The organism is Anaerococcus provencensis (assembly GCF_000312365.2).
Taxonomy (GTDB): Bacteria; Bacillota; Clostridia; order Tissierellales; family Peptoniphilaceae; genus Anaerococcus; species Anaerococcus provencensis.
In genome coordinates this window covers 267198-287503 of sequence record NZ_HG003685.1, presented here as the reverse complement: position 1 = coordinate 287503, position 20306 = coordinate 267198, and the positions used below count along the sequence as shown (strand labels likewise).

Here is a 20306-nt window from a genome sequence, read left to right as displayed (position 1 = left end):
TGCACAAAAAAAGATGCGATTTCTCGCATCTTAAACTTTTTCAATTCTAGAATACAAAAGCCTTATCATATGCTTCTCTAGTTCCTAAAACAATATTTCTAGGTTTCCTTGCATCTCCTATTACAATTGAATTTTCAAAAGCTTCTAAAAATTGATTATTGTATTCTGGATTATTTTTAACTCCAACTGCTGATATAATGTAATCAAAATCAGCTTCAACTTGCTCATCTTTTTGTGTGTTTACTAGTATTGCTTTATTATCCGCTTTTACCTTTTTGAATTTAGTATTGGTTAAAACTGGAATTTCCTTTTCGCCGAATCTCTTTAGCATAATGGCTTTGGTTGATTTATCAAGCTCTAGTCCAACATCACTTAACATTTCTACAACAGTGACCTTATTGTCTTTATCTCTTATAAACTCAGCTGTTTCAAGTCCTGTTTCTCCACCACCAATTACTAGTACATTCTTACCGGTAAAGTCAACTTCTTCTGATAATATATCTCTATAATCGAGGATTTTATCTTTATCTATTCCTTCTATATTTAATTTTGCAGCTTGACCACCTACAGCTACTACAACTCCATAAGGATCTAGTTCTTTTACTTTTTCTACTGTGGCTTCTTCGTTGAACCTTAGATCTATACCCATTTCTTCCATGGTTTTTTCTAGCATGGAGATGTATTCATTGAAGTAAAACTTGTATGGAGGTTTTGCACCAAGGCGTATTGATCCGCCGCAACCTTCGTTTTTCTCAAATACAGTAACTTTATATCCCCTATTTGCTAGAACTATTGCAGCTTCACTTCCAGCTGGTCCTGCGCCTATAACTACAACTTTCTTTCCGTCACCAGTTTTGGCAACTAATTTGTTAAGATCTGTATAAAGATGTTCTTTTCCTAATTCTGGGTTTACTGTACAAGTTACTGGTCTATCGTATTTCATAAGTTGGCTAAAGCAATTCATGCATCCGACACAAGTTCTTATATACTCATCTCTGCCAGCCTTTGCTTTGTTTGCCCATTGGGGATCTGCAAGTGTTGCACGGCCAAGACCTATATAATCACATATTCCCTCTTCCAATAAAGCCTCCGCTGTTTCCGGATGTTTAATATTGTTTACTGCAATAACTGGTATGTTTAGGCTTTGCTTAAAGGCTTTTGCATAGTCCTTTTTCCAAGCTTCTGGTATGCTAGAAGGTTCTATGACTGTGTATCCTGACTCATAAGTACCACCACTTATGTTTATGCAATCTATAGCTAATTCTTCTAATTTTTTTGCAATTTGAAGACTTTCTTCGATTTCCAAACCTCCAGGGATATGGTCTTTTGAATTTAATCTGACACTTATAGCAAATGAAGGTCCACAATACATTCTGATTCCTTGAATTATATTGATAAGAATTCTCATTCTGTTTTCTAAGCTTCCACCGTATTCATCTTCTCTTTTGTTGGTATGTGGGCTTAAAAATGATGATATCAAGTATCCGTGTGCAGCATGGATCTCTGCTCCGTCAAATTCTGCATTTTTAAGTCTAACGGCTGCTGCTATAAATTGTTTTTCTAAAACTTTTATCTCTTCGATACTTAGAGCATGAGGCTCTTCTCCAATTACAGCAGAAGCAATAGCTGATGGGCCTTCAGGTTTATATCCTGTTATCCTTGATGATGTTTGTATACCTGCGTGGTGAAGTTGACCAAATATTTTTGTATCGTATGTATGTACTGCATCAGCCAATTCTCTAAGTGTTCTTATGCATCCATCATGTGATGCAGAAAGTTGGTTACCACAAGCCCTTCCAGCTTTGCCATCGACATTTGTTATTCCTGTTATTATAAGTCCTATGCCACCTTTTGCACGTGCCTTATAATATTCTATTTCTTGTGATGTTGATTCTCCTGTTGAGCTTGAGTAATTAACTCCCATGGCAGTCATAACTGTTCTATTCTTTAAATCAAGACTTCCGATTTTACCTTTTTGAAATAATTTTTCGTACATATTGACCTCCCTATATAATATCTATATGTGTAAAAATATATAATATATATCTAAATCACTATATCGTCAAATATAAACTTAGTCAAATTTTTATCATACTTAAATAAAAAAGATGCGATTTCTCGCACCTTCTAGTTTTCACTGTCAGAAAACTCTTTTAGTTTTCCTAAGGCTTGGTTTTCTATTTGTCTGATTCTCTCTCTTGATAGGTCGTAGATTGTGCCTATTTCTTCTAGAGTTTTTGGTTTTTCGTTGTCTAGGCCATAGCGGTAGATTATGATTTGTTTTTCTCTTTCCGTTAGTTGGTCTAGGGCTTTCATTAGGAAATTTTCCATGTCACGTTCTAGGATTAGGACGTCAACTGGAGTTGATTCGTCTCCTACCATGTCCATTAGCTCATCACCTGTGGAGTCCTCGCTGTCTAGGTTGATGTTTAGGGATGTTGAGTTTACTTGGTTTCTATTTATTAGGAATAGGTCGTCTGCTTGTTTTTTGTCTATGCCTTCTTTTTCCAAGATCTTATATATCTCGTCATCGCTTGCTTCTGGATTTGCCTTTAGGATTTGTTTTAGTTTGTTTAGTTTCAAGTATTTGCCAGCAGGTATCCTTATTGTGTGGCCCTCTTTGTTGATGGCCTTTCTGATTGCCTTATCTATCCATTTGTAGGCATAGGTTGTAAATTTGTAGCCTAGGCTTAGGTCAAATTTCTCTGCTGCTCTTATCATACCAAGCATGCCTGATTGGACTAAGTCTTCTAAGTCCAAATCATTGCCGTGAGATCTGTAGAAGTATGATGCACGGCTTCTTACAAGTCCTTGGTTTTTTCTACTAGGGCTGCTAAGGCATTTTGGTTGCCTGCCTGGAATTGTTCCACTATCTCTTCATTGGTCATGTCGGATAGTTTCATCATATCTTTTCTAGAAAGTGGGGTTATAGCTGTGGATTCTGCTCTTTTTATAGGGGCGTCGTCCTCTTCATCATCGACTTCATCGATTATTTCATCTTCAATTTCGCTATCTTCGTCGATTTCCTCTTCTTCTATGATGATTTCTTCTTCTAGTAGATATTCTTCTAGTTCTTCTTTTTCTTCTTCTGATAATTCTTCTAGGACACTTGAGATTTCCTCTTCACTCATATCTTCGGAGTTGAAGAATGAACGAATTTTCTCAAGTGTCGCTTCTTCTTTTAAATTTATTTTATCCATATCTTACCTTTTAGTGAATTTATTTTACCTTGTATCGCTAATTAGATTCCAAATCCTTTTTCATTTGGTCGATTTTTTCTATCAATTCATTTGATAGGGGAAATGACTTGAAATTGCGGTTGAAATCTGCTTTTCTTTTTCGTTTTATCTTTGAATGATTGTTAAAAATATCAGCTTTTAGCTCAGTTGAAGTCATCCTGCTTGCGCCCTTACTTGTGGCGAGTATTTGTATCTGCCCATCATCTGTGACTACCTTTAGATTGTGCCTACGACCTATATTTAAAATTTGCTTTTCTATGTAGGTGTCGGCCGTTTGAAATCTTTTTGTGTAGACAATTTCCATACCATATTTTTCTTCGATTGTCTCTTTGGGTCTATCCAGATTGTAGGCATCAAAGACTATTATGACTTCTTCCCCACTCATAGACATATATTCTGCCAACTCTTCTATAAGGGCAAGCCTTGCATCTGCCAAGTTTTGCTTGGCTAGTTCTTTTAGTTCTGGCCAAGCATTTATTACATTATAGCCATCTATAATAGTGATGTTTTTCTTAGTTAAAGCCATTTTGCCTTACTAGCTCATACATGGAGATTGCACTTGCTACTGATGCATTTAGGCTATTGACCATGCCTTGCATAGGGATTTTGACTAACATATCACAGTGCTCTCTTACCATCCTGCTTAGGCCATCTCCCTCGTTACCAACAACAAGGGCAACTTTTCCTTTTAGGTCAGTCTGGTTAATAGAGCTTTCTGCCTCTCCTGCTAAACCATAGATCCAAAATCCTTGGTCTTTCAATTCTTCCATGGCACGGTTGAGGTTTTTTACCATAACAATCTTGATATTATTTATAGCTCCAGCACTTGTCTTATATACTGTAGGGCTGACCTTGGCTGAGCGGCGTTCTGGTATGATTACTCCATCAAAGCCAAAGCTTTCGGCAGATCTGATGATGGCTCCAAGGTTGTGTGGGTCTTCTATTTTGTCAAGCAATATAAGTCTTTCTGAGTCTTTTAAGTCATCCAAGGATCCATATTTGAATGAGTCAACTTCAATCATCACACCTTGGTGGTTGCCTTCGATATCTTTAAAAAAGTTTTTGTCTACAAATTTGATCTCAACCTTTGCCCTAGTAAGCTTATCTATGATTTTTCCTACTATAGGTGTTTTTTGATCTATGATATAGGCCTTATTGATTGCAACACCTGCATCAATAGTTTCAAGAACTGGCTTTCTGCCATAAATCTTATCCATTACTTGAGCTCCCATTTGACGCCTTCGCGTGTATCTTTTATGGCAACTCCCATTTGGTCAAGTTCATCACGGATAGCATCAGCCCTTGCGTAGTCCTTGTTTTTCTTGGCAGCAGTTCTTTCTTCGATTAGGACTAGAATCTTATCTTCATCAATGCCTTCGTGGGATTTTTTGATATTTTTGATACCCAAGACTTTCTCAAGTTCTAAGAATTTGTCAAGTACTGTCTTGATTAATGCCTTGGTATTGCTTTCATTTATTTTTGTATTAGCAAATTTTACCAAATCAAAAATCACTGTAATGCCATCAGCTGTGTTTAGGTCATTGTCCATGACTTCGATAAATTTATTTTCAAAGCCATTAAGTTCATCTAATAAAGCTTTTTCATCATCTAAAATCTCATCTCCACTTGCCTTTGCTAGCAAATCCTCAAGTCTAAATACGGCATTGTTTATCCTATCTAGAGACTTTGATGCACCTTCTATAATCTCGCGTGTGAAGTTGATTGGCTGACGGTAATTGGTGGTTAAAAGCCAAAAGCGGATTACCATGAGGTCATATTCTTTTTTGATATCGTGGAGGGTGAAGAAATTACCCAAAGACTTACTCATCTTTGTTCCATCTACTTGGATCATGCCATTGTGCATCCAATAGTTGGCAAAGGTCTTTTCGTTTAATGTTTCTGATTGAGCAATCTCATTTTCGTGGTGAGGGAATTCCAAATCTTCCCCTCCAGCATGTATGTCTATGGTTTCTCCAAGGATTTTCTTGCTCATGGTTGAGCATTCTATGTGCCAACCTGGACGGCCCTTACCCCAAGGAGAGTCCCAGGCAACCTCGCCTTCTTTCTTTGTCTTCTTCCAAAGGGCAAAGTCTAGTGGGCTTTCTTTTTTGCTTGTGTCAGTATCTTCTAGCCTATTGCTTGCTCCGTGAAGCAAATCTTCTACATTTTTGCCAGAAAGTTTGCCGTAGTCCTTAGCCTTTGCCACTCTAAAATATACATCTCCATCGGATTCGTAGGCTGCACCCTTTTCTACTAGGTCAGCTACAAATTCTATGATGTCATCCATCACCTCTGTTGCTCTTGGGTGGATGGTGTCTTCTTCGTCAATGTTTAGGTCGTGGGCATCTTCCATGTAGGCCTTAATGTATCTATCAGTTACTTCTTTTGTTGTGATTCCTTCTTCGATAGATTTGTTGATAATCTTATCGTCGACATCTGTGAAGTTTACTACATAGGTCACGTCGTAACCCCTGTATTTTAGGTATCTTCTAAAGGTATCAAATACTACCAAAGGCCTTGCATTTCCAATGTGCATATAGTCATAAACAGTAGGCCCACAGACATACATTCTTACTTTATTTTCTTCTATTGGTATAAATTCTTCTGTCTTTCTCGTGAGCGTGTTATGAATTTTCATTTCTATAAGTTTTCCTTTACATAATTTAATCTATTAGCAATTTTTTCCTTGCCCATTATTAGCATCACACTTGTAAGATCTGGGCCGTGAACTGATCCTGTGATAGCTGCCCTAATTGGGAACCACAAGTTCTTGCCCTTGATGCCTGTTTCTTTTTGTAGGGTTTTCATAATTGTTGATGCAAATTCTTGATCTATTTTGTCAACTTCAGCAAGTTTTGCCAAAAATGCATCTACTAGTTTTCTTGAATCTTCTTCTTTTAGAACGTCTCTTGCTTCGTCGTCAAAGTTAACTTCGCTATCTTCTATATAATAATTTTTTGATAAGCTTGGAGCATCTGAGAATTTATCAATTGCTGATTGCCAGGTACTTGCAAGTAGGTTCATCTTATCATCAGGATAATCTTCACTGATTAGACCAGCTTTTACCATGAATGGTTTAATTTCTTTTGCCAAGTCCTCTACGCTCATTTCACGAACATAGTGGCCATTTACCCAGTCTAGTTTTCTCTTATCAAATACAGCTCCAGTTTTGTTTACTCTGTCAAAGTCGAATTGTTTAGCTAGTTCTTCCATAGAGAATATTTCTTCTTCGCTATCTGGTGACCATCCTAGAAGTGCTAGGAAGTTGATCAAACCTTCTGCTGTGTATCCTTCTTCTATGAAGTCTTCAACCATTCCATCGCCGTTACGTTTTGAATATTTTTTGTGGTTTTCATTTAGTACGGTTGGTAGGTGGATATATTCTGGTGCATCCCAGCCAAAAGCTTCGTATAGGTAAACATGTTTTGGTGTTGATGATATCCACTCATCTCCACGAACTACGTGAGTTATCTTCATCAAATGGTCGTCTACAACTACTGCAAAGTGATAGGTTGGGTAGCCATCTCGTTTGATAAGAACTTGGTCGTCCATATCATTTGTATTGAAAGTAATCTTTCCTTTAATCCTATCTTCAAATGAAATCTCACGGTCATGTGGAAGTTTTAGTCTAACTGTATATTCTTCACCATTTGCTACTCTTTGTTTAGCTTCTTCTTTTGGTATAGAACGGCACAAACCGTCATATTTTGGTGTAAGACCATCGGCTTTTTGTTGGTCACGAACTGCATCAACTCTCTCTTGTGAGCAGAAGCAATAGTAAGCCTTGTCTTCGTCAATTAATTTTTCTATATATTTATCATAGATACCAGCTTTTACCCTGCCAGATTGGATGTATGGGCCATATTCACCTTTTTCTGTCACTTTGCCATTTTCATCAAGGACAACCCCTTCATCAATCTCAACACCAGACCAAGCCAAAGCTTTCAATAAGTTTTCCAAAGCTCCTTCTACAAATCTAGTCCTGTCGGTATCTTCTATTCTTAAAATCATTGTTCCATCAGTATGTCTTGCATATAGATAGTTAAATAATGCTGTCCTAAGTCCACCGATGTGTAGGTAACCGGTTGGAGATGGGGCAAATCTTACTCTAACGTCACTCATCATTACTCCTTTGTTACTAACTTCAATTATTATTATTTTATTATCATTGTTCTTTATTAATTATAATATATTTTGCCGTTTTTGATAATAAATATTTGATACTTTAAAGATAATGAAAGGGAGTGCATAACACTCCCTCCACATCTTAGCTTATTTAAGTATAACATTGTATACTCCAAAAATCAACTTTGTCAATAAGTTTTTTATATTTAATTTTTTAACCTGGCAATCGGAAGTCCTCATCATAGAAAAGTGCCACTGTCGGTATGATTAGTCCACCAATAATATTGCTCACTAGTACTATAACAAAGAACATCAAAGCTTCTTTACTATATATGCCTGATAAGAATAGAAAGAAACTATCCGCAATACTATGCTCAAAGCCTGATAGGGCAAAAGTCATAATAGATATGAATATGGCCAAATACTTGCCTACTTGATAGGGATTGTATTTAAACTGGTGAGTGGCATTTGTAACAAACATATTGCAAAAAATACCTAGCAAAAATACTGATAGATATCCATCATCTAGCTTAGTAGCACAAATTGCTTGAGCCTTTGGAATAAGAATTGGCCCAAGCCTTGTTAGGCGCATAAGATTGGCCATAACAAATGTCCCTATAAGGTTACCCAGCAAAACTATAATCAATTGTTTGCTAAATGAAGATTTTTCCTTGTAGAAAAAATATCCAACCATGCCAGTAAATAAATTATATTTTAAACTTAAAATGATAAATAAGGCACCTGCAAATAGGAAAGCGCCTAAGTACTGATTGTCAACTACAATCATAACCGTTGCTCCAAAGCCAACAATTATGCCAGCCATTATCCCCAAAACGAGATTTTTTATCATTTGGGAACTTTGCCCATCAAACTTATCCATAAGCCTCACCTATTTCCTTAAGGTTAAAATTATTATTTATACATGCCTAGTTTTTCGCAAAGTTCATCTATTTGATCTATGATTGATCCAATAAAGGCAACAGTTTCTGAGATTGGCTTGGTACTTGTCATATCAACTCCTGCTTTTGCTGCAAGTTCGATTGGTCCCATAGAACCGCCAGTTTTAAGTACCTCTAACCATCTATCTCTGTCTTCTTCTGTGCCATTTACTATTTTATCAGATATAACTGTTCCTACAGAAAGTCCTGCAGAATATGTGTAAGGATATAAGCCCATATAATAGTGAGGTTGTCTCATCCATGTTAGCTCAGCGCCTTCAGTTAATACAACTGCATCGCCCCAGAATTCTTCCAATTTTTCCTTAAAGATTTGGTCCAAATCTGCTGCTGTAAGACTTTCGCCTGCTTCAACTTTTCTATAAACTTCCCTTTGGAAGGCAGCCTCAATAAAGTGAGTTACAAAGTTGTGGTAGTAGGTTTTAGAAATCATTGTAGATAGAACCCAAAGTTTTTCCTTGTCATCTTCTGCCTTGTTTAACAAAAATCTTTCCATGGTAATTTCGTTAGCAGTAGATGGTGATTCCACAAAGTACATGGACATATCAGAGTTTATGGCATTTTGATTGTTGTTTGTAAAGTAGAATTGTCCAGCATGGCCCAATTCGTGAGCAAGAGTCATAACTTGGCTCATCTTGTTGTTGTAAGTTGTCATGATAAATGGATGTGATCCATAAGGGCCAGATGCAAATGCACCTGTTCTCTTTCCAATGTTTTGTGCATAGTCGATCCATCTTTCGTCAAAGGCACGGTTTAAAATACTGCTGTATTCTTCACCAAGATTTGAAAGCCCTTCTACAATGTAATCACGAGCTTGGTCAATTGTTACTTCTGGTTCAAAATCTGGGTTAATATCAAGTTTCAAATCAGCATAGGTCATTTGGTCAAGACCATAAACTTTTTTGATAATTCCTGCATACTTTCTCATATGAGGAGCAAGTTCTGTCATAATAGTGTCGATATGATTTTCATAAATATCAAAATCCACATCTTGCATGCTCAAAAGATAATGGAATACTGTTTCATAGCCACGGATATCAGAAAGTCTCTTTTCATTTTCCACATGAGTCATATAAACAGAAGCATCTGCATTTTCATATTTTCTCAAAACATCGTGGTATCTCTTGAAAGCATCTCGGCGTAAATCATCACGTGGATCAGATTCCAAAAATTCCTCAAAAGTATTGTGATTTAGAACAATTTTTTCTCCATCGTATTCAAAATCTTCAAAGTCCATATCCCCATAACGCATATCATTGTAATTTTTGTAAGGAGCATCAAAGGTTGGCATAAGATTTGCCAAAACTTTTTCTGTCTCATCGCTTAATAAATACTTAGAGTTTTTGATAATTTGATCCAAGTAATATGTGTATTCTGGATATTTTTCCTTAGTTTCTTCTAGTAAGTTATTATCAGTTTTAGCAAGCATTGACTCAAAAAAGCTCAAAGAAGCATCAACCTTACTCATTTCATTGGCAAAATTCGCATATCTTTTTGCCATAGATTGATCAGTAGTATCAGTTTCCATGCTAATTCCTGCAAAAGTTCCAAGCCTATCAGCAAGGGCATGGATATTAGAATATTCATTCAAAGCATCATAAATATCATCAGCATTTTCAAAAGACTTGTGATTTTTAGCAAAATCATTTGCCATATTTTTGAGCTCTTCGATACTAGCTAGAAAAACCTCATCACTTTCAAAAAGGTCTTCAATAGCCCAAGTTTCCTTAACATCAACTTCATTTCTTTTTTTCATACATTCCTCCAATCCTATATAATAATATTTTACTATTAATTATTATTACAAAAAGTCTATATTTTTTAATTACAAAAATAAAAAACTAATACTCTGAAAATTTTTTCAAAATATTTTGTAGGAAAACTGGAAAAACAAACGAATGTATTGATTCTTATAAAAATAATGAAAACATTTTTACGCTTATTTATAATATAATTTTATTATGAAAGGGGGCTAGTTTGTTTTACACTTTAACACTCAATCCAGCAATAGATGCAAATTCTTATGCAAATAATATAAAGATAAACGAGGTTAACAGAACCAAAAATTCACACTATTCTTCTAATGGTAAAGGAATTAATGTTTCTAAAGTTTTAAAAGCTTTTAATATTGAATCTAAAGTATTAGGGTTGTTCGGAGGATTTACTGGTAAGTATATAATTAAAGATTTAAACGAAAATGGAATAGATACTATCCCAGTTATTATTGATAAAGATACTAGAATTAATTATTTTGTAAGTTTTGACGAAAATGAAATTAAGTTTGTAGATGAGGGTCCTAGTATTGATAGAAAATATTTGAATGAAATTATATCAATAATAGAAAAACTAGAAGACGGTGATTACTTATCAATCAATGGTAGCCTACCAAAAAATGTTAGCAAAGAATTTTATGATGAAATTTTTCAATCTGTTTTAAATAAAAATATAAATGTTATTTTAGATATTTCTTCATCACATTTAAAGAGCCTATTAAAATATAATCCAATATTAATCAAGCCTAATTTTGAAGAACTCTCTGATATATTTAACTTTACACTTCAAAGTGAAAATGATGTAATAGAATCACTTAAAACTGTTAACAGCATGGGAGCAAAAAATATACTACTTACAGATGGCGAAAATGGGATGTATTTTATGAATGGTAATGAAATTTATAAGTGTAACTCTCCAAAAATTAATTTTTTAAGCAGCGCTTGCTGTGGAGATGCATCTTTAGCGGCTTTCTTAGCAAATTTTTTAAATAATGAATCGATAGAAAACTCTTTAAAATATTCTGCAGCTACTGGTGCAAATGTAGCCGAACACGCTGGTATAGGTCCTCTAGATAAAGTTGAAGAATATATCAAGAAAGTAAAGGTGAAAAAGATATGGCAAAAATAAAAATTATAGCAGCAACTGGATGTCCAACAGGTATTGCACATACTTATATGGCTCAAGAAGCACTAGAACAGGCTGCACAAAAACATGATGTTGACATAAAAGTTGAAACCCACGGTCAAATTGGAATAGAAAATGAGCTTACAGAAGATGAAATCAGAAATGCTGATTGTGTTATAATCGCAGCTGATAAAGATGTTGAAGCGGAAAGATTCGTAAATAAGAGGATAATTGAAACTTCAGTAGGCAATGGCATTAAAAATGCAGACCAACTTATAGAAGATGCAATAAATGGTAGAGGAAAAGTATTATACCCTGATGATAGCATCGACTCTAAAAAAGAAATTAATGAATCAATATCAAAAGAAAAAGTTTCAAATACAGATATAAAAGAAAATAAAAGCTCAAGCAGGAAAGTGTACAACCATTTAATGAATGGTGTAAGTCACATGCTCCCATTTGTAGTTAGTGGTGGTGTACTTATTGCTATATCATTTTTGTTTGGGATTTATTCTTCAGATCCAACAAGTGATCAATATAACCAGTTTGCTCACTTATTAAACACTATAGGTGGAACAGCAATGGGTCTCATGGTTCCTATTCTGGCGACTTTTATAGCTTCAAGCATAGGTAAGCAACCTGCTCTAGTGCCTGGATTTGTAACAGGCATGCTATGCGTACAGGGTGGTAGTGGTTTCTTGGGAGGAATTGCCGCTGGATTCATATCAGGTTATATTGTTTTAATATTACAAAAATCATTAAAAAATATGCCTAAATCCTTAGACGGATTAAAAGCGATTTTTATACTTCCATTACTAAGTGTATTTGTATCGGGAACTTTAGTATTTTTCCTAAATGTTCCAATGAATAGCATTAATACATCAATGATGGACTTTCTAAAAAGTTTTGAAGATTCAAACCCTATATTATTAGGAATTATCGTCGGATGTATGTCTGCTTTTGATATGGGCGGACCGGTTAATAAAGCAGCTTACGTAACTGGAACAGCATTGCTAGCTCAAGGAAACTATAAATTTATGGCTGGCGTTTCAGCAGCTTGTATAGTGCCTCCTCTAGCAACAGGGTTTGCCGTTCTAATTTTTAAAAATTATTATGATAAAGACGAATATAATGCTGGGTTAGTAAACTTTATACTAGGATCCACTCATATAACTGAAGGAGCCATTCCCTTTGCTGCCAAAGATCCTATAAAAATGATTCCAAGTTTAATGGTTGGATCTTCTGTTGCAGCCGCATTAATTTACATTATGCAGGTTGAAGTTCCAGCTCCTCATGGTGGTTTCTTAGTACTACCAGTGGTTAACGGAGGACTTAAATGGGTATTTGCCATTCTTATTGGTTCTTTGGTTTCAGCTTTAATGATGGGAAGTTTTAGAAAACATAGTATTGAGAGAGGAAAAAATGACACTACTAAATAAAGATACAATCTTTTTAAATCAGAATTTTAGTACACAAGAAGAAATATTTAGCTTCATTGCTAAAGTAGCTATTGACTTGAATATAGCTGATAGTAGAGAAGATGTTTATAAAGATTTAATAAACAGAGAGAATCAAGGTACAACTGGTATGATGGATGGATTTGCCATCCCACATGCAAGTAATAATAGTATAATAAATCCGTCAATTATAATCATAAAAAATAATATTGGTATAGAGTGGAATGCCATGGATGGACAAGCTATTGATTTTATAATTTGCTTATTAATACCAAGTGACCAAAAATCTACAACTCATCTTAAGATCTTAAAAGATATTTCAAAGATGCTAATGCACAAAGATATTAGGGTTAATCTTCATAATTCTCAAAACAAAGAAGATATATTAGATATTTTAAATATAAGATATTAGTACCCACTTTTTAAAACTAAATAATCAATTATGGTTCTGGCAACAATGAATAGGGGCAATCGTGAAGATACATCAAAATCTTTTATTGAACGATTGTCCTGTTTGTATCCATAAATATTTATATCCGAGTAATATTTTATCCTATTATTTTCATTACAAGATATTAAAATAACTTTAGAGCCTATATATTTTGCTTTTCTTGCGCTTACAGATAAATTTTCTAGAGTATCAAATAAAGTAATAACAATCAGCACATCATCCTTATCTATTAGTTTATCAATATTGCAAATAATATTTTCATCATTAAGATTAAAAGTATTATAACCTAGTATATTCAACTTCAAGTCAAATTCATCCGCTACCTTTGACGATAATCCATTAGAAATTATAAAAATTTTATTTGAATTAATTATCATATCTATAGCTCGATTTATATCGTCAACACTTAAATTATCTATTGTTCTTACTGTTTCTTGCAAAGATTTATTCATGATTTCATTTATATTTTGAATTTGATAATCATCTTTGTTAAGTAATGAGCATCTATATCTTAATTCTGAAAAACCTTCCATACCCGCTTTTTTTACAGCCCTTGACACGGTAGAAATTGAAGAAAAAGTTTTATCTGCCAATTCAGTAATCGACATATTTGGTATTTCACATGAGTTTTTTTCAATATAGAAAATAATATCTTTTTCTAAATCAGTTAGATTATTAAGATTTTCTTTAAATATCATATTTCCTCCATTGTCAATCTATAATAAGCTATATTTTATCATAACTATTTACAAAATAATAATAAAATATAATAAGATTCTAAATATTATTTTCCTTTTCTCTATAGTTCAATAACTCTATCAAAATCTTTTACAAATCTAGTATCATGACTAACCATGACTATACTTTTTCCTTTTAAATAAAGTTCTTCTAGTATATTCATAACTACCTTAGCATTTTCATAATCTAGATTTCCAGTTGGTTCATCAGCTAGGATTATTTCTGATGGTTTTATTAATAGGCGAGATAAGGATACTCTTTGTTGTTCACCTCCCGATAATGAGTAAACCATTCTATCTCTGTAGCCTTTTAAACCTACTTTTTCCAGTGCATCATCTATTATCTTTTCCTTATTTTTATCCTTAGAAAATTTCAAAGCTAATTCTAAATTCTTTTCAACTGTTTCATTATCAATTAGGGCGTAATTTTGAAATAAATAGGATATCTTTTCTCTTAATAAAATTATAGACTCTTTGCTTTGTGGCCTTATATTTTTATATGAAAAATGCACTGTTTGCCCCTTATCTACTTTTTCTAAGGTTCCTAAAATATTTAGTAAAGTCGATTTGCCCGCCCCACTAGGCCCCATAATTAATACTTTTTCGTTTTTAGAAATTTCAAAAGAAAAATCAGTAAATATATTTTTTGAGCCATACGATTTGCTTATTTTATCTAACTTTATTAGACTTTCCATTTTATTCCTCCATTGATGATTTCAATACAAAGATCAGATTGTTTTTATATTTCACTAAGTTACATATATAAGCAACGAGGTCTAAGACAACTAATCCAAAAAGCAGCTTCAAATATATACCTGATTTAAATTTTAAAAAATAGGATGCTGATGAAAGGCTTATTAATGTTAAAAATACATTGCATAAGAATATTTTTATACTAGATTTTTGTATAGGATTGCCTAGTAACATCTTCACTGCTAGTGTTTTTGACACGTCTGCAAAGGACATATTAAATATGTAAATATTTATAATTATATAAATTAGAAATATTAGTGTTACTTTTTTCATTGAATCAATAAATTTTGATTGTGCCTCTTTTTCAAAGTTTCCATAAAAATCTGATTCTTTTTCAAATTTTAATAAGTTGCTTGAAATATAATCATCAAAGGCAGGAAATATCTCTTCTTGCAAAGTATTTATATTATTTTCTTTAAATAATAAATTAGCTGGATTTAGAAAATCCTTGTCACAAGCGGTTATGACAAAGTCATCGATCGGCTTACTTCCGTGAATATATTCATTAATTTGTGGATACATCAATATGTTATCAATTACTATTATCTCTGGATTTTCTGTTTCTAAACCACGAGATTTGTATAACATTTTCGAATTTTTGATGCTTTCTTTTAATTTTTTTCGCTATTTTTTGTAACTATATAGGTCTTATATTTATTATCTTTATTTATTTCAATTTTTTCATTATCGATAGAGTTTAAATTTAATGAATTTATATAGTTCATATTAGCTGATATTATCTTAGGATTAGAGTCATAGTTTATTTCATAATATAAGACTCCATCCATATTTAAAATATCATCTATGGCTTTTTCCTTTGCCTCATATACTTGCCTCTCAGCTGAAAAATGACTGCTATTTAGAATATAATAATCTTTATGTATAGGACTATAGACTTTTCTGACATCAGTATACAAATCATATTCTTTTTTTGCTTCTACTGTTTCTAATAAATTGAGTCCTAAAATACATATTGCTAATATTTTCAAAATTAAAAATCCAATACTCAATTTATTATTTTCTTTTTTCCTATAAAGCGTATCTACTATATTAACTTTGTTTAATGAATGACATGATATTAAAGTCACCAGAAAAATTAAGATTGTTATTATTAAGCTGATAAAAAAGTAATCTGGTAAAAATTTAAATGAATTTATATTAAAAACTTTCTGGTAGATGAAAATAATAGGCACAATAGCTATAGCGGATGATAATATAAATATAAAAATGTTTTCTTTTAAAAACAAAGAAAATATATTAAAATTGGTATATCCATTAAGCTTATAAATTACCGTCTTTCTTTGCTGTGATTTAATGTCCATTGCAATTATTATTAGTAATAAAACCAATAGTGCTTCAAGTTCTAGATTTTTAATAAATTCTTGCGTAGCAAAAACTATCTTATCTATACTAGAAAATTCGAATGTAAACATATCGTGATTAAAATCAACAAAGTTTAACTTGCTTATGTCTAGTTTTTCTATTTCATTTTCAAAATTATTTATGTTATCATCTTCTCCAAATATTAAAAGTTGCCCCAAAAATCTCTTTGACTTATAGTTTTTAAAGCTACTTATGGATTCAATGAATTTTTTGCTTGAAATTATATCTAAAGATTTGATTTTTTTATTGTTGGTCATTTCATATGTAGAATTATTAAATTCATCAATTGTCATTTTATTAGTAAATGGCAATTTATCCAAGAAGTTTTGATCACTTATGTAATAATATGTTGATTCATCATATGGATTAGTAACTTCATAGTCTTTAAAGTAAATATTTACATTGTATTCTTCTGCTAAGTCTAGCATATTATTTTTAAGAGAATCTCCATCATCAAAATCTGATACCAATATTTCCTTATAGGACATGGAATCGTCATATTCCCAAGGAGACAATCTCTTTGTAGTCATAAATAAAATATCTTCGACCATAGGATATGAAAATACCATTATTAGAATTGAAATAAGTCCTAAAAATATTTTTTTGAATTTGAAAACCTTGATAAACATAATCAATATACCTCTTTACAATGATTATATACCTTGTTAAATTAAACGACAATATTTTTTTATAAGTTTACAACAATATAATCGGTAAGCTTATGGGCTTTCATATATATTTACGAGTATACTGATACTATAAGTTTATGCTATAAGACAAATTTCAAGAAATTTTATGGTTAAAGCACAATAATTATTAATATGGAGGATGCGATGGACAAAAGAATTGAAAATTTTGCCAAGCTTGCTGTTGAGTTTGGTGTTAATGTTAAAGATGGTGAAGATGTTTTAATTACTTCTCCTGTTGAAAACCCAGAGCTTGCTAGGCTTATTACAAAAGCTGCTTATGAAAAAGGTGCAAGAAATGTTTCTATTGATTGGAGAGATGATGCTATTACAAGGCTCACTTACGAAAACCAAGACCAAGAAACACTAAATGAAGTGCCTGATTGGAAGATTGAAAAGTTAAAATATCAAATAGCTGACAAAAAATCAAACAGAATTTCAATCTATGCCGAAGACCCAGATCTATTGAAGGGTCTTGATGAGGCAAAAATTTCTGAAGCAGTTCGCGAAAATTCCAAGGCTACTAAAGAATTTGTAAAATATACCATGAACGATATTGTAAGCTGGCTTGTAATATCAGTTCCAACCAAAAAATGGGCAAAAAAAGTATTCCCAGACCTTAGCGAAGATGAAGCTTACGAAAAGCTTTGGGACACAATCCTTGATGTATCAAGAGTTACGGATTCTTGGGAAGATACAAAAGCAAATTGGTCAAAACACATCGAAACACTCGAAGAAAAGGCAACATACCTAAACGACCACCAATTTGACAAAGTTCACTACGAATCATCAAATGGAACAGACCTTTGGGTCAAACTTCCAAAAGATCATATTTGGATGTCCGCTGGCTCAAAAAATGCCAAAGGCGACCTATTTATACCAAATATGCCAACAGAAGAAGTTTTCACAGCTCCACAATATGATGGGGTAGATGGCAGACTAGTTGCATCAAAACCACTTGTTTACAATGGTGTAGTAATCAATGACTTTGAATTTACTTTCCAAGGTGGAAAGGTAGTAGACTTTGACGCCAAGGAAGGCAAGGATACATTAGCAAAAATGTTAGATTCTGATGAAGGCAGCAAAAACCTAGGCGAAATCGCCCTAGTTCCATACGATAGCCCAATCTCAAACTCAAACATCTTATTCTACAACACACTATTTGACGAAAACGCATCCTGCCACTTCGCCCTAGGCAAGGCATATCCAACCTGTGTAGTAGGTGGAGCAGAGCTTGAAGATAGCGAACTAAAGACAAGAGGAATCAACGACTCTCTGATCCACGAAGACTTCATGGTGGGAACAAGTGACCTTAAAATCACAGCCTACAAAAACGAGGAAGAATACCCAATATTTGTAGATGGTAACTGGGCAATTTAATCGATAGAAAACTTAATTACAAACGTGCTAATTTACAATTAAAATTTAGCACGTTTTTTTATTCGTCTAATAATTATTTTATTGTTGATTCTCAAAAAATAATTTATCCAAGAATTTTCTACAACTTGTTATATTTCTTTTCCTGGTAAGGATATCATTTACACTGGTTCAGCTTATGATTTTGTATTATTATTAACATGAAAGGCGGGGTGATTATATTAACAAGAGACAATTAAATATCATATATGAATTATGTTCTAACAATACTGGAATGAGCAATGAGGAGTTATCAGATATTTTTAATGTATCCAATAGGACTATTAGCTCAGATATAAAGTCCATTGATAACTTCTTTAAGTCTATAGATGTTCCCCTAATTTCAAAAAATGCAAATGATAGATGGTGTGTAAACAACGATTTGTCATATAACAGTATTTTATCGAATTTAGATTTATATGAGTATTCTCTAAGTCAAAATGAGAGAATTAAAATTGAGGCGATTGTATTAATACTATCTCCAGATAATATAACTTATGCTGATTTATCAGAGATTATCTTTTCATCTAGATCTACGGTTATATCTGATCAGCCTAAATTATCCAAACTATTAGAAAAGTATAATTTAGAATTTGTTGGTGAATCAGGCGTCGGATTAAATATTTCAGGTCAAGAGGTAGACATTAGAGATTTTATTATTGATATTCTTAAGGACAACATATATCTACGGTTGATTTTTATTAATACAAAAACTGTTAGAAATACTCTTCATTCTTCTAATATCAATGAATTGATAGATATTATAAGTAATTGTTTGGGAGATATAGAGTACAGAAATGAGCTAATACTCAGTGAATCATCATTTAAGATATTAACAAATTACTTGATTTTTATCTATCTGAGATTGTCAGGCGGAAACGAAATTACAAATACCAGCATAAAAACTCACCAAACTTCATATAAGATTCAGAATGTTAGCCTTGATATTCAAAAATCAATGAAAGAAATTTTTGATATTTCAATAAATGATATAGAACTTAATTATTTAACAAATGCAATTGGAAAATTAAATTATAAAAACAACACTTATCAAAATAACGATTCAATAGGGATACAATTTTTGACTAGAAAATTAATAGAATTAATATCTAATGATTTATCCATACCCTTATATCTTGATTATAACTTATTTGAAAGTTTATCTTTGCATTTAGAAAGAATGGAAGGAAACAAATATAACGACATAATTGAATTTCCTGAAGTTAATTCTATCGTCCAAAGCAACGAAAGAATCTTTCTATCTGTATCTTCTTACGCTTATTTGCTAAAGGAATATTTTAATCGAGAAATCAACAAAATAGAAATATCTTATATCGTTGTCTATATTGTAGCTTCCATTGATAGGATTATAAATATTGAGTCTAAGAACATTAGAGTTTTATTAGTGTGTAACGCTGGCATAGGTACAAGTCAGCTATTAGGTAATAACTTGGATAAAATCTTCAATTTGATTATTAAAGATTCAATAACAAGTCACCAAATATCGAACTATAATTTAGAAGAAATTGATTTGATTATATCAACTGTAAACTTAGCTAATATTAAGAAAGACTTTATTAAAGTATCTCCTCTTATTAGTGAAAAAGACTATAGAATAATCTCAGAAAAAATCAAAGAAATTAGTGAGAGAAAAATTTATGAATTAAAAGAACTAAGCAGTTCTAAGGCTATCAATTCAAATAAAAAGTTTATTAATACCCCTGAAGGGGAAGGCATAGAATATTTTCTTACAAATCAAACAATCGATTTAGACGTTAAGGCTAAAGATTGGAGAGATTCTATAAAAAAAGCCAGCCAAGTTTTAATAGATAAAGCTTATATTTCAGAAAAATATGTAGATGACATGATTAAAAATATAGAAGATTATGGACCATATGTTGTAATTAGCGAGGGTTTCGCTCTCCCTCATGCCCAAATATCAGAGCACGTTTATAAAACATCATTTTCCCTAATAAGGCTAGAGAATCCAATAAATTATGGTTCCTATGAGTTTGATCCAATTAGATATGTTTGTGTTCTTGCTGTAGATAAGAACGAAGATCACTTAGCTGCTCTTTTTGAATTAATTAATCTATTAAGCATAAAAGAATTTAAGAAAAATCTAGACTATGCTATATCTAGCATCCAAGTTGAGAATATCATATCCGAATTCAAAGAGAAATATATAACTAAAAATTAACAAAG

The 20306-nt window shown here is 32.6% G+C and carries 16 protein-coding genes and 1 pseudogene; 5 read left to right on the top strand and 12 right to left on the bottom strand.

Going from position 1 to position 20306, the window contains the following annotated elements; all coding sequences use genetic code 11:
* Nucleotides 1-46: 46 nt before the first annotated feature.
* The 8 genes and pseudogenes from BN38_RS01610 to pepF form a co-directional block, all read right to left on the bottom strand.
* A complete protein-coding gene (locus tag BN38_RS01610; protein WP_044565163.1) occupies nucleotides 47-1996 on the bottom strand; it encodes an NAD(P)/FAD-dependent oxidoreductase in 1950 nt (649 codons plus the stop codon).
* Nucleotides 1997-2127: 131 nt separating this feature from the next.
* Nucleotides 2128-3200: pseudogene (locus BN38_RS11280) on the bottom strand (sigma-70 family RNA polymerase sigma factor).
* Nucleotides 3201-3237: 37 nt separating this feature from the next.
* Complete coding sequence (locus BN38_RS01600; RefSeq protein ID WP_044565162.1) at nucleotides 3238-3765, bottom strand: NYN domain-containing protein; 528 nt, start codon at nucleotides 3763-3765, stop codon at nucleotides 3238-3240.
* Nucleotides 3752-4456, bottom strand: coding sequence for a 23S rRNA (guanosine(2251)-2'-O)-methyltransferase RlmB (gene rlmB / locus BN38_RS01595; protein ID WP_044565161.1), 705 nt, complete (start codon nucleotides 4454-4456; stop codon nucleotides 3752-3754). Before rlmB ends, BN38_RS01600 begins: the two co-directional genes overlap by 14 nt.
* Nucleotides 4456-5877: a cysteine--tRNA ligase gene (gene cysS / locus BN38_RS01590; protein ID WP_044565160.1), complete on the bottom strand. Its 1422-nt coding sequence runs from the start codon at nucleotides 5875-5877 to the stop codon at nucleotides 4456-4458. The genes rlmB and cysS overlap by 1 nt, the downstream gene beginning before the upstream one ends.
* A gap of 2 nt (nucleotides 5878-5879) precedes the next feature.
* The gene (gene gltX / locus BN38_RS01585; protein ID WP_044565159.1) at nucleotides 5880-7361 is read right to left on the bottom strand and encodes a glutamate--tRNA ligase; all 1482 of its coding nucleotides are present in this window, start codon (nucleotides 7359-7361) and stop codon (nucleotides 5880-5882) included.
* A 217-nt stretch (nucleotides 7362-7578) separates the two neighbouring features.
* Entirely contained in the window at nucleotides 7579-8244 is a 666-nt protein-coding gene (locus BN38_RS01580) for a formate/nitrite transporter family protein (RefSeq protein ID WP_230197704.1), read from the bottom strand.
* Between the two features lie 32 nt (nucleotides 8245-8276).
* The gene (pepF, locus tag BN38_RS01575; protein ID WP_044565158.1) at nucleotides 8277-10076 is read right to left on the bottom strand and encodes an oligoendopeptidase F; all 1800 of its coding nucleotides are present in this window, start codon (nucleotides 10074-10076) and stop codon (nucleotides 8277-8279) included.
* A gap of 221 nt (nucleotides 10077-10297) precedes the next feature.
* Here pepF and BN38_RS01570 point away from each other — a divergent pair, with 221 nt between their 5' ends.
* Genes BN38_RS01570 through BN38_RS01560 form a run of 3 tightly spaced genes read left to right on the top strand, consistent with a single transcriptional unit; the run spans nucleotide 10298 to nucleotide 13087 of the window.
* Nucleotides 10298-11221 (top strand): 1-phosphofructokinase family hexose kinase, encoded by a 924-nt coding sequence (locus BN38_RS01570; protein WP_044565157.1) that lies wholly within the window; start codon nucleotides 10298-10300, stop codon nucleotides 11219-11221.
* Entirely contained in the window at nucleotides 11209-12657 is a 1449-nt protein-coding gene (locus tag BN38_RS01565) for a PTS fructose transporter subunit IIC (protein WP_044565156.1), read from the top strand. Before BN38_RS01570 ends, BN38_RS01565 begins: the two co-directional genes overlap by 13 nt.
* Nucleotides 12641-13087 carry a PTS sugar transporter subunit IIA gene (locus BN38_RS01560; RefSeq protein WP_044565155.1) on the top strand — a complete coding sequence of 149 codons (447 nt, stop codon included), beginning with the start codon at nucleotides 12641-12643 and terminating at the stop codon, nucleotides 13085-13087. Before BN38_RS01565 ends, BN38_RS01560 begins: the two co-directional genes overlap by 17 nt.
* Here BN38_RS01560 and BN38_RS01555 read toward each other — a convergent pair.
* From BN38_RS01555 to BN38_RS01540, 4 genes are all read right to left on the bottom strand, one after another.
* Nucleotides 13084-13824 carry a MurR/RpiR family transcriptional regulator gene (locus BN38_RS01555; protein ID WP_044565154.1) on the bottom strand — a complete coding sequence of 247 codons (741 nt, stop codon included), beginning with the start codon at nucleotides 13822-13824 and terminating at the stop codon, nucleotides 13084-13086. The two genes, BN38_RS01560 and BN38_RS01555, sit on opposite strands and share 4 nt — an antisense overlap.
* 101 nt (nucleotides 13825-13925) lie before the next feature.
* Nucleotides 13926-14558, bottom strand: coding sequence for an ATP-binding cassette domain-containing protein (locus tag BN38_RS01550; RefSeq protein WP_044565153.1), 633 nt, complete (start codon nucleotides 14556-14558; stop codon nucleotides 13926-13928).
* A 1-nt stretch (nucleotide 14559) separates the two neighbouring features.
* Nucleotides 14560-15204: a hypothetical protein gene (locus BN38_RS01545; protein ID WP_044565152.1), complete on the bottom strand. Its 645-nt coding sequence runs from the start codon at nucleotides 15202-15204 to the stop codon at nucleotides 14560-14562.
* A gap of 23 nt (nucleotides 15205-15227) precedes the next feature.
* A complete protein-coding gene (locus BN38_RS01540; RefSeq protein WP_044565151.1) occupies nucleotides 15228-16628 on the bottom strand; it encodes an FtsX-like permease family protein in 1401 nt (466 codons plus the stop codon).
* Nucleotides 16629-16832: 204 nt separating this feature from the next.
* Between BN38_RS01540 and BN38_RS01535 the strand changes: the two genes are divergently transcribed.
* Nucleotides 16833-18065, top strand: coding sequence for an aminopeptidase (locus tag BN38_RS01535; protein ID WP_044565150.1), 1233 nt, complete (start codon nucleotides 16833-16835; stop codon nucleotides 18063-18065).
* 217 nt (nucleotides 18066-18282) lie between these two features.
* Entirely contained in the window at nucleotides 18283-20301 is a 2019-nt protein-coding gene (locus BN38_RS01530) for a BglG family transcription antiterminator (RefSeq protein ID WP_326544520.1), read from the top strand.
* Nucleotides 20302-20306 lie beyond the last annotated feature (5 nt).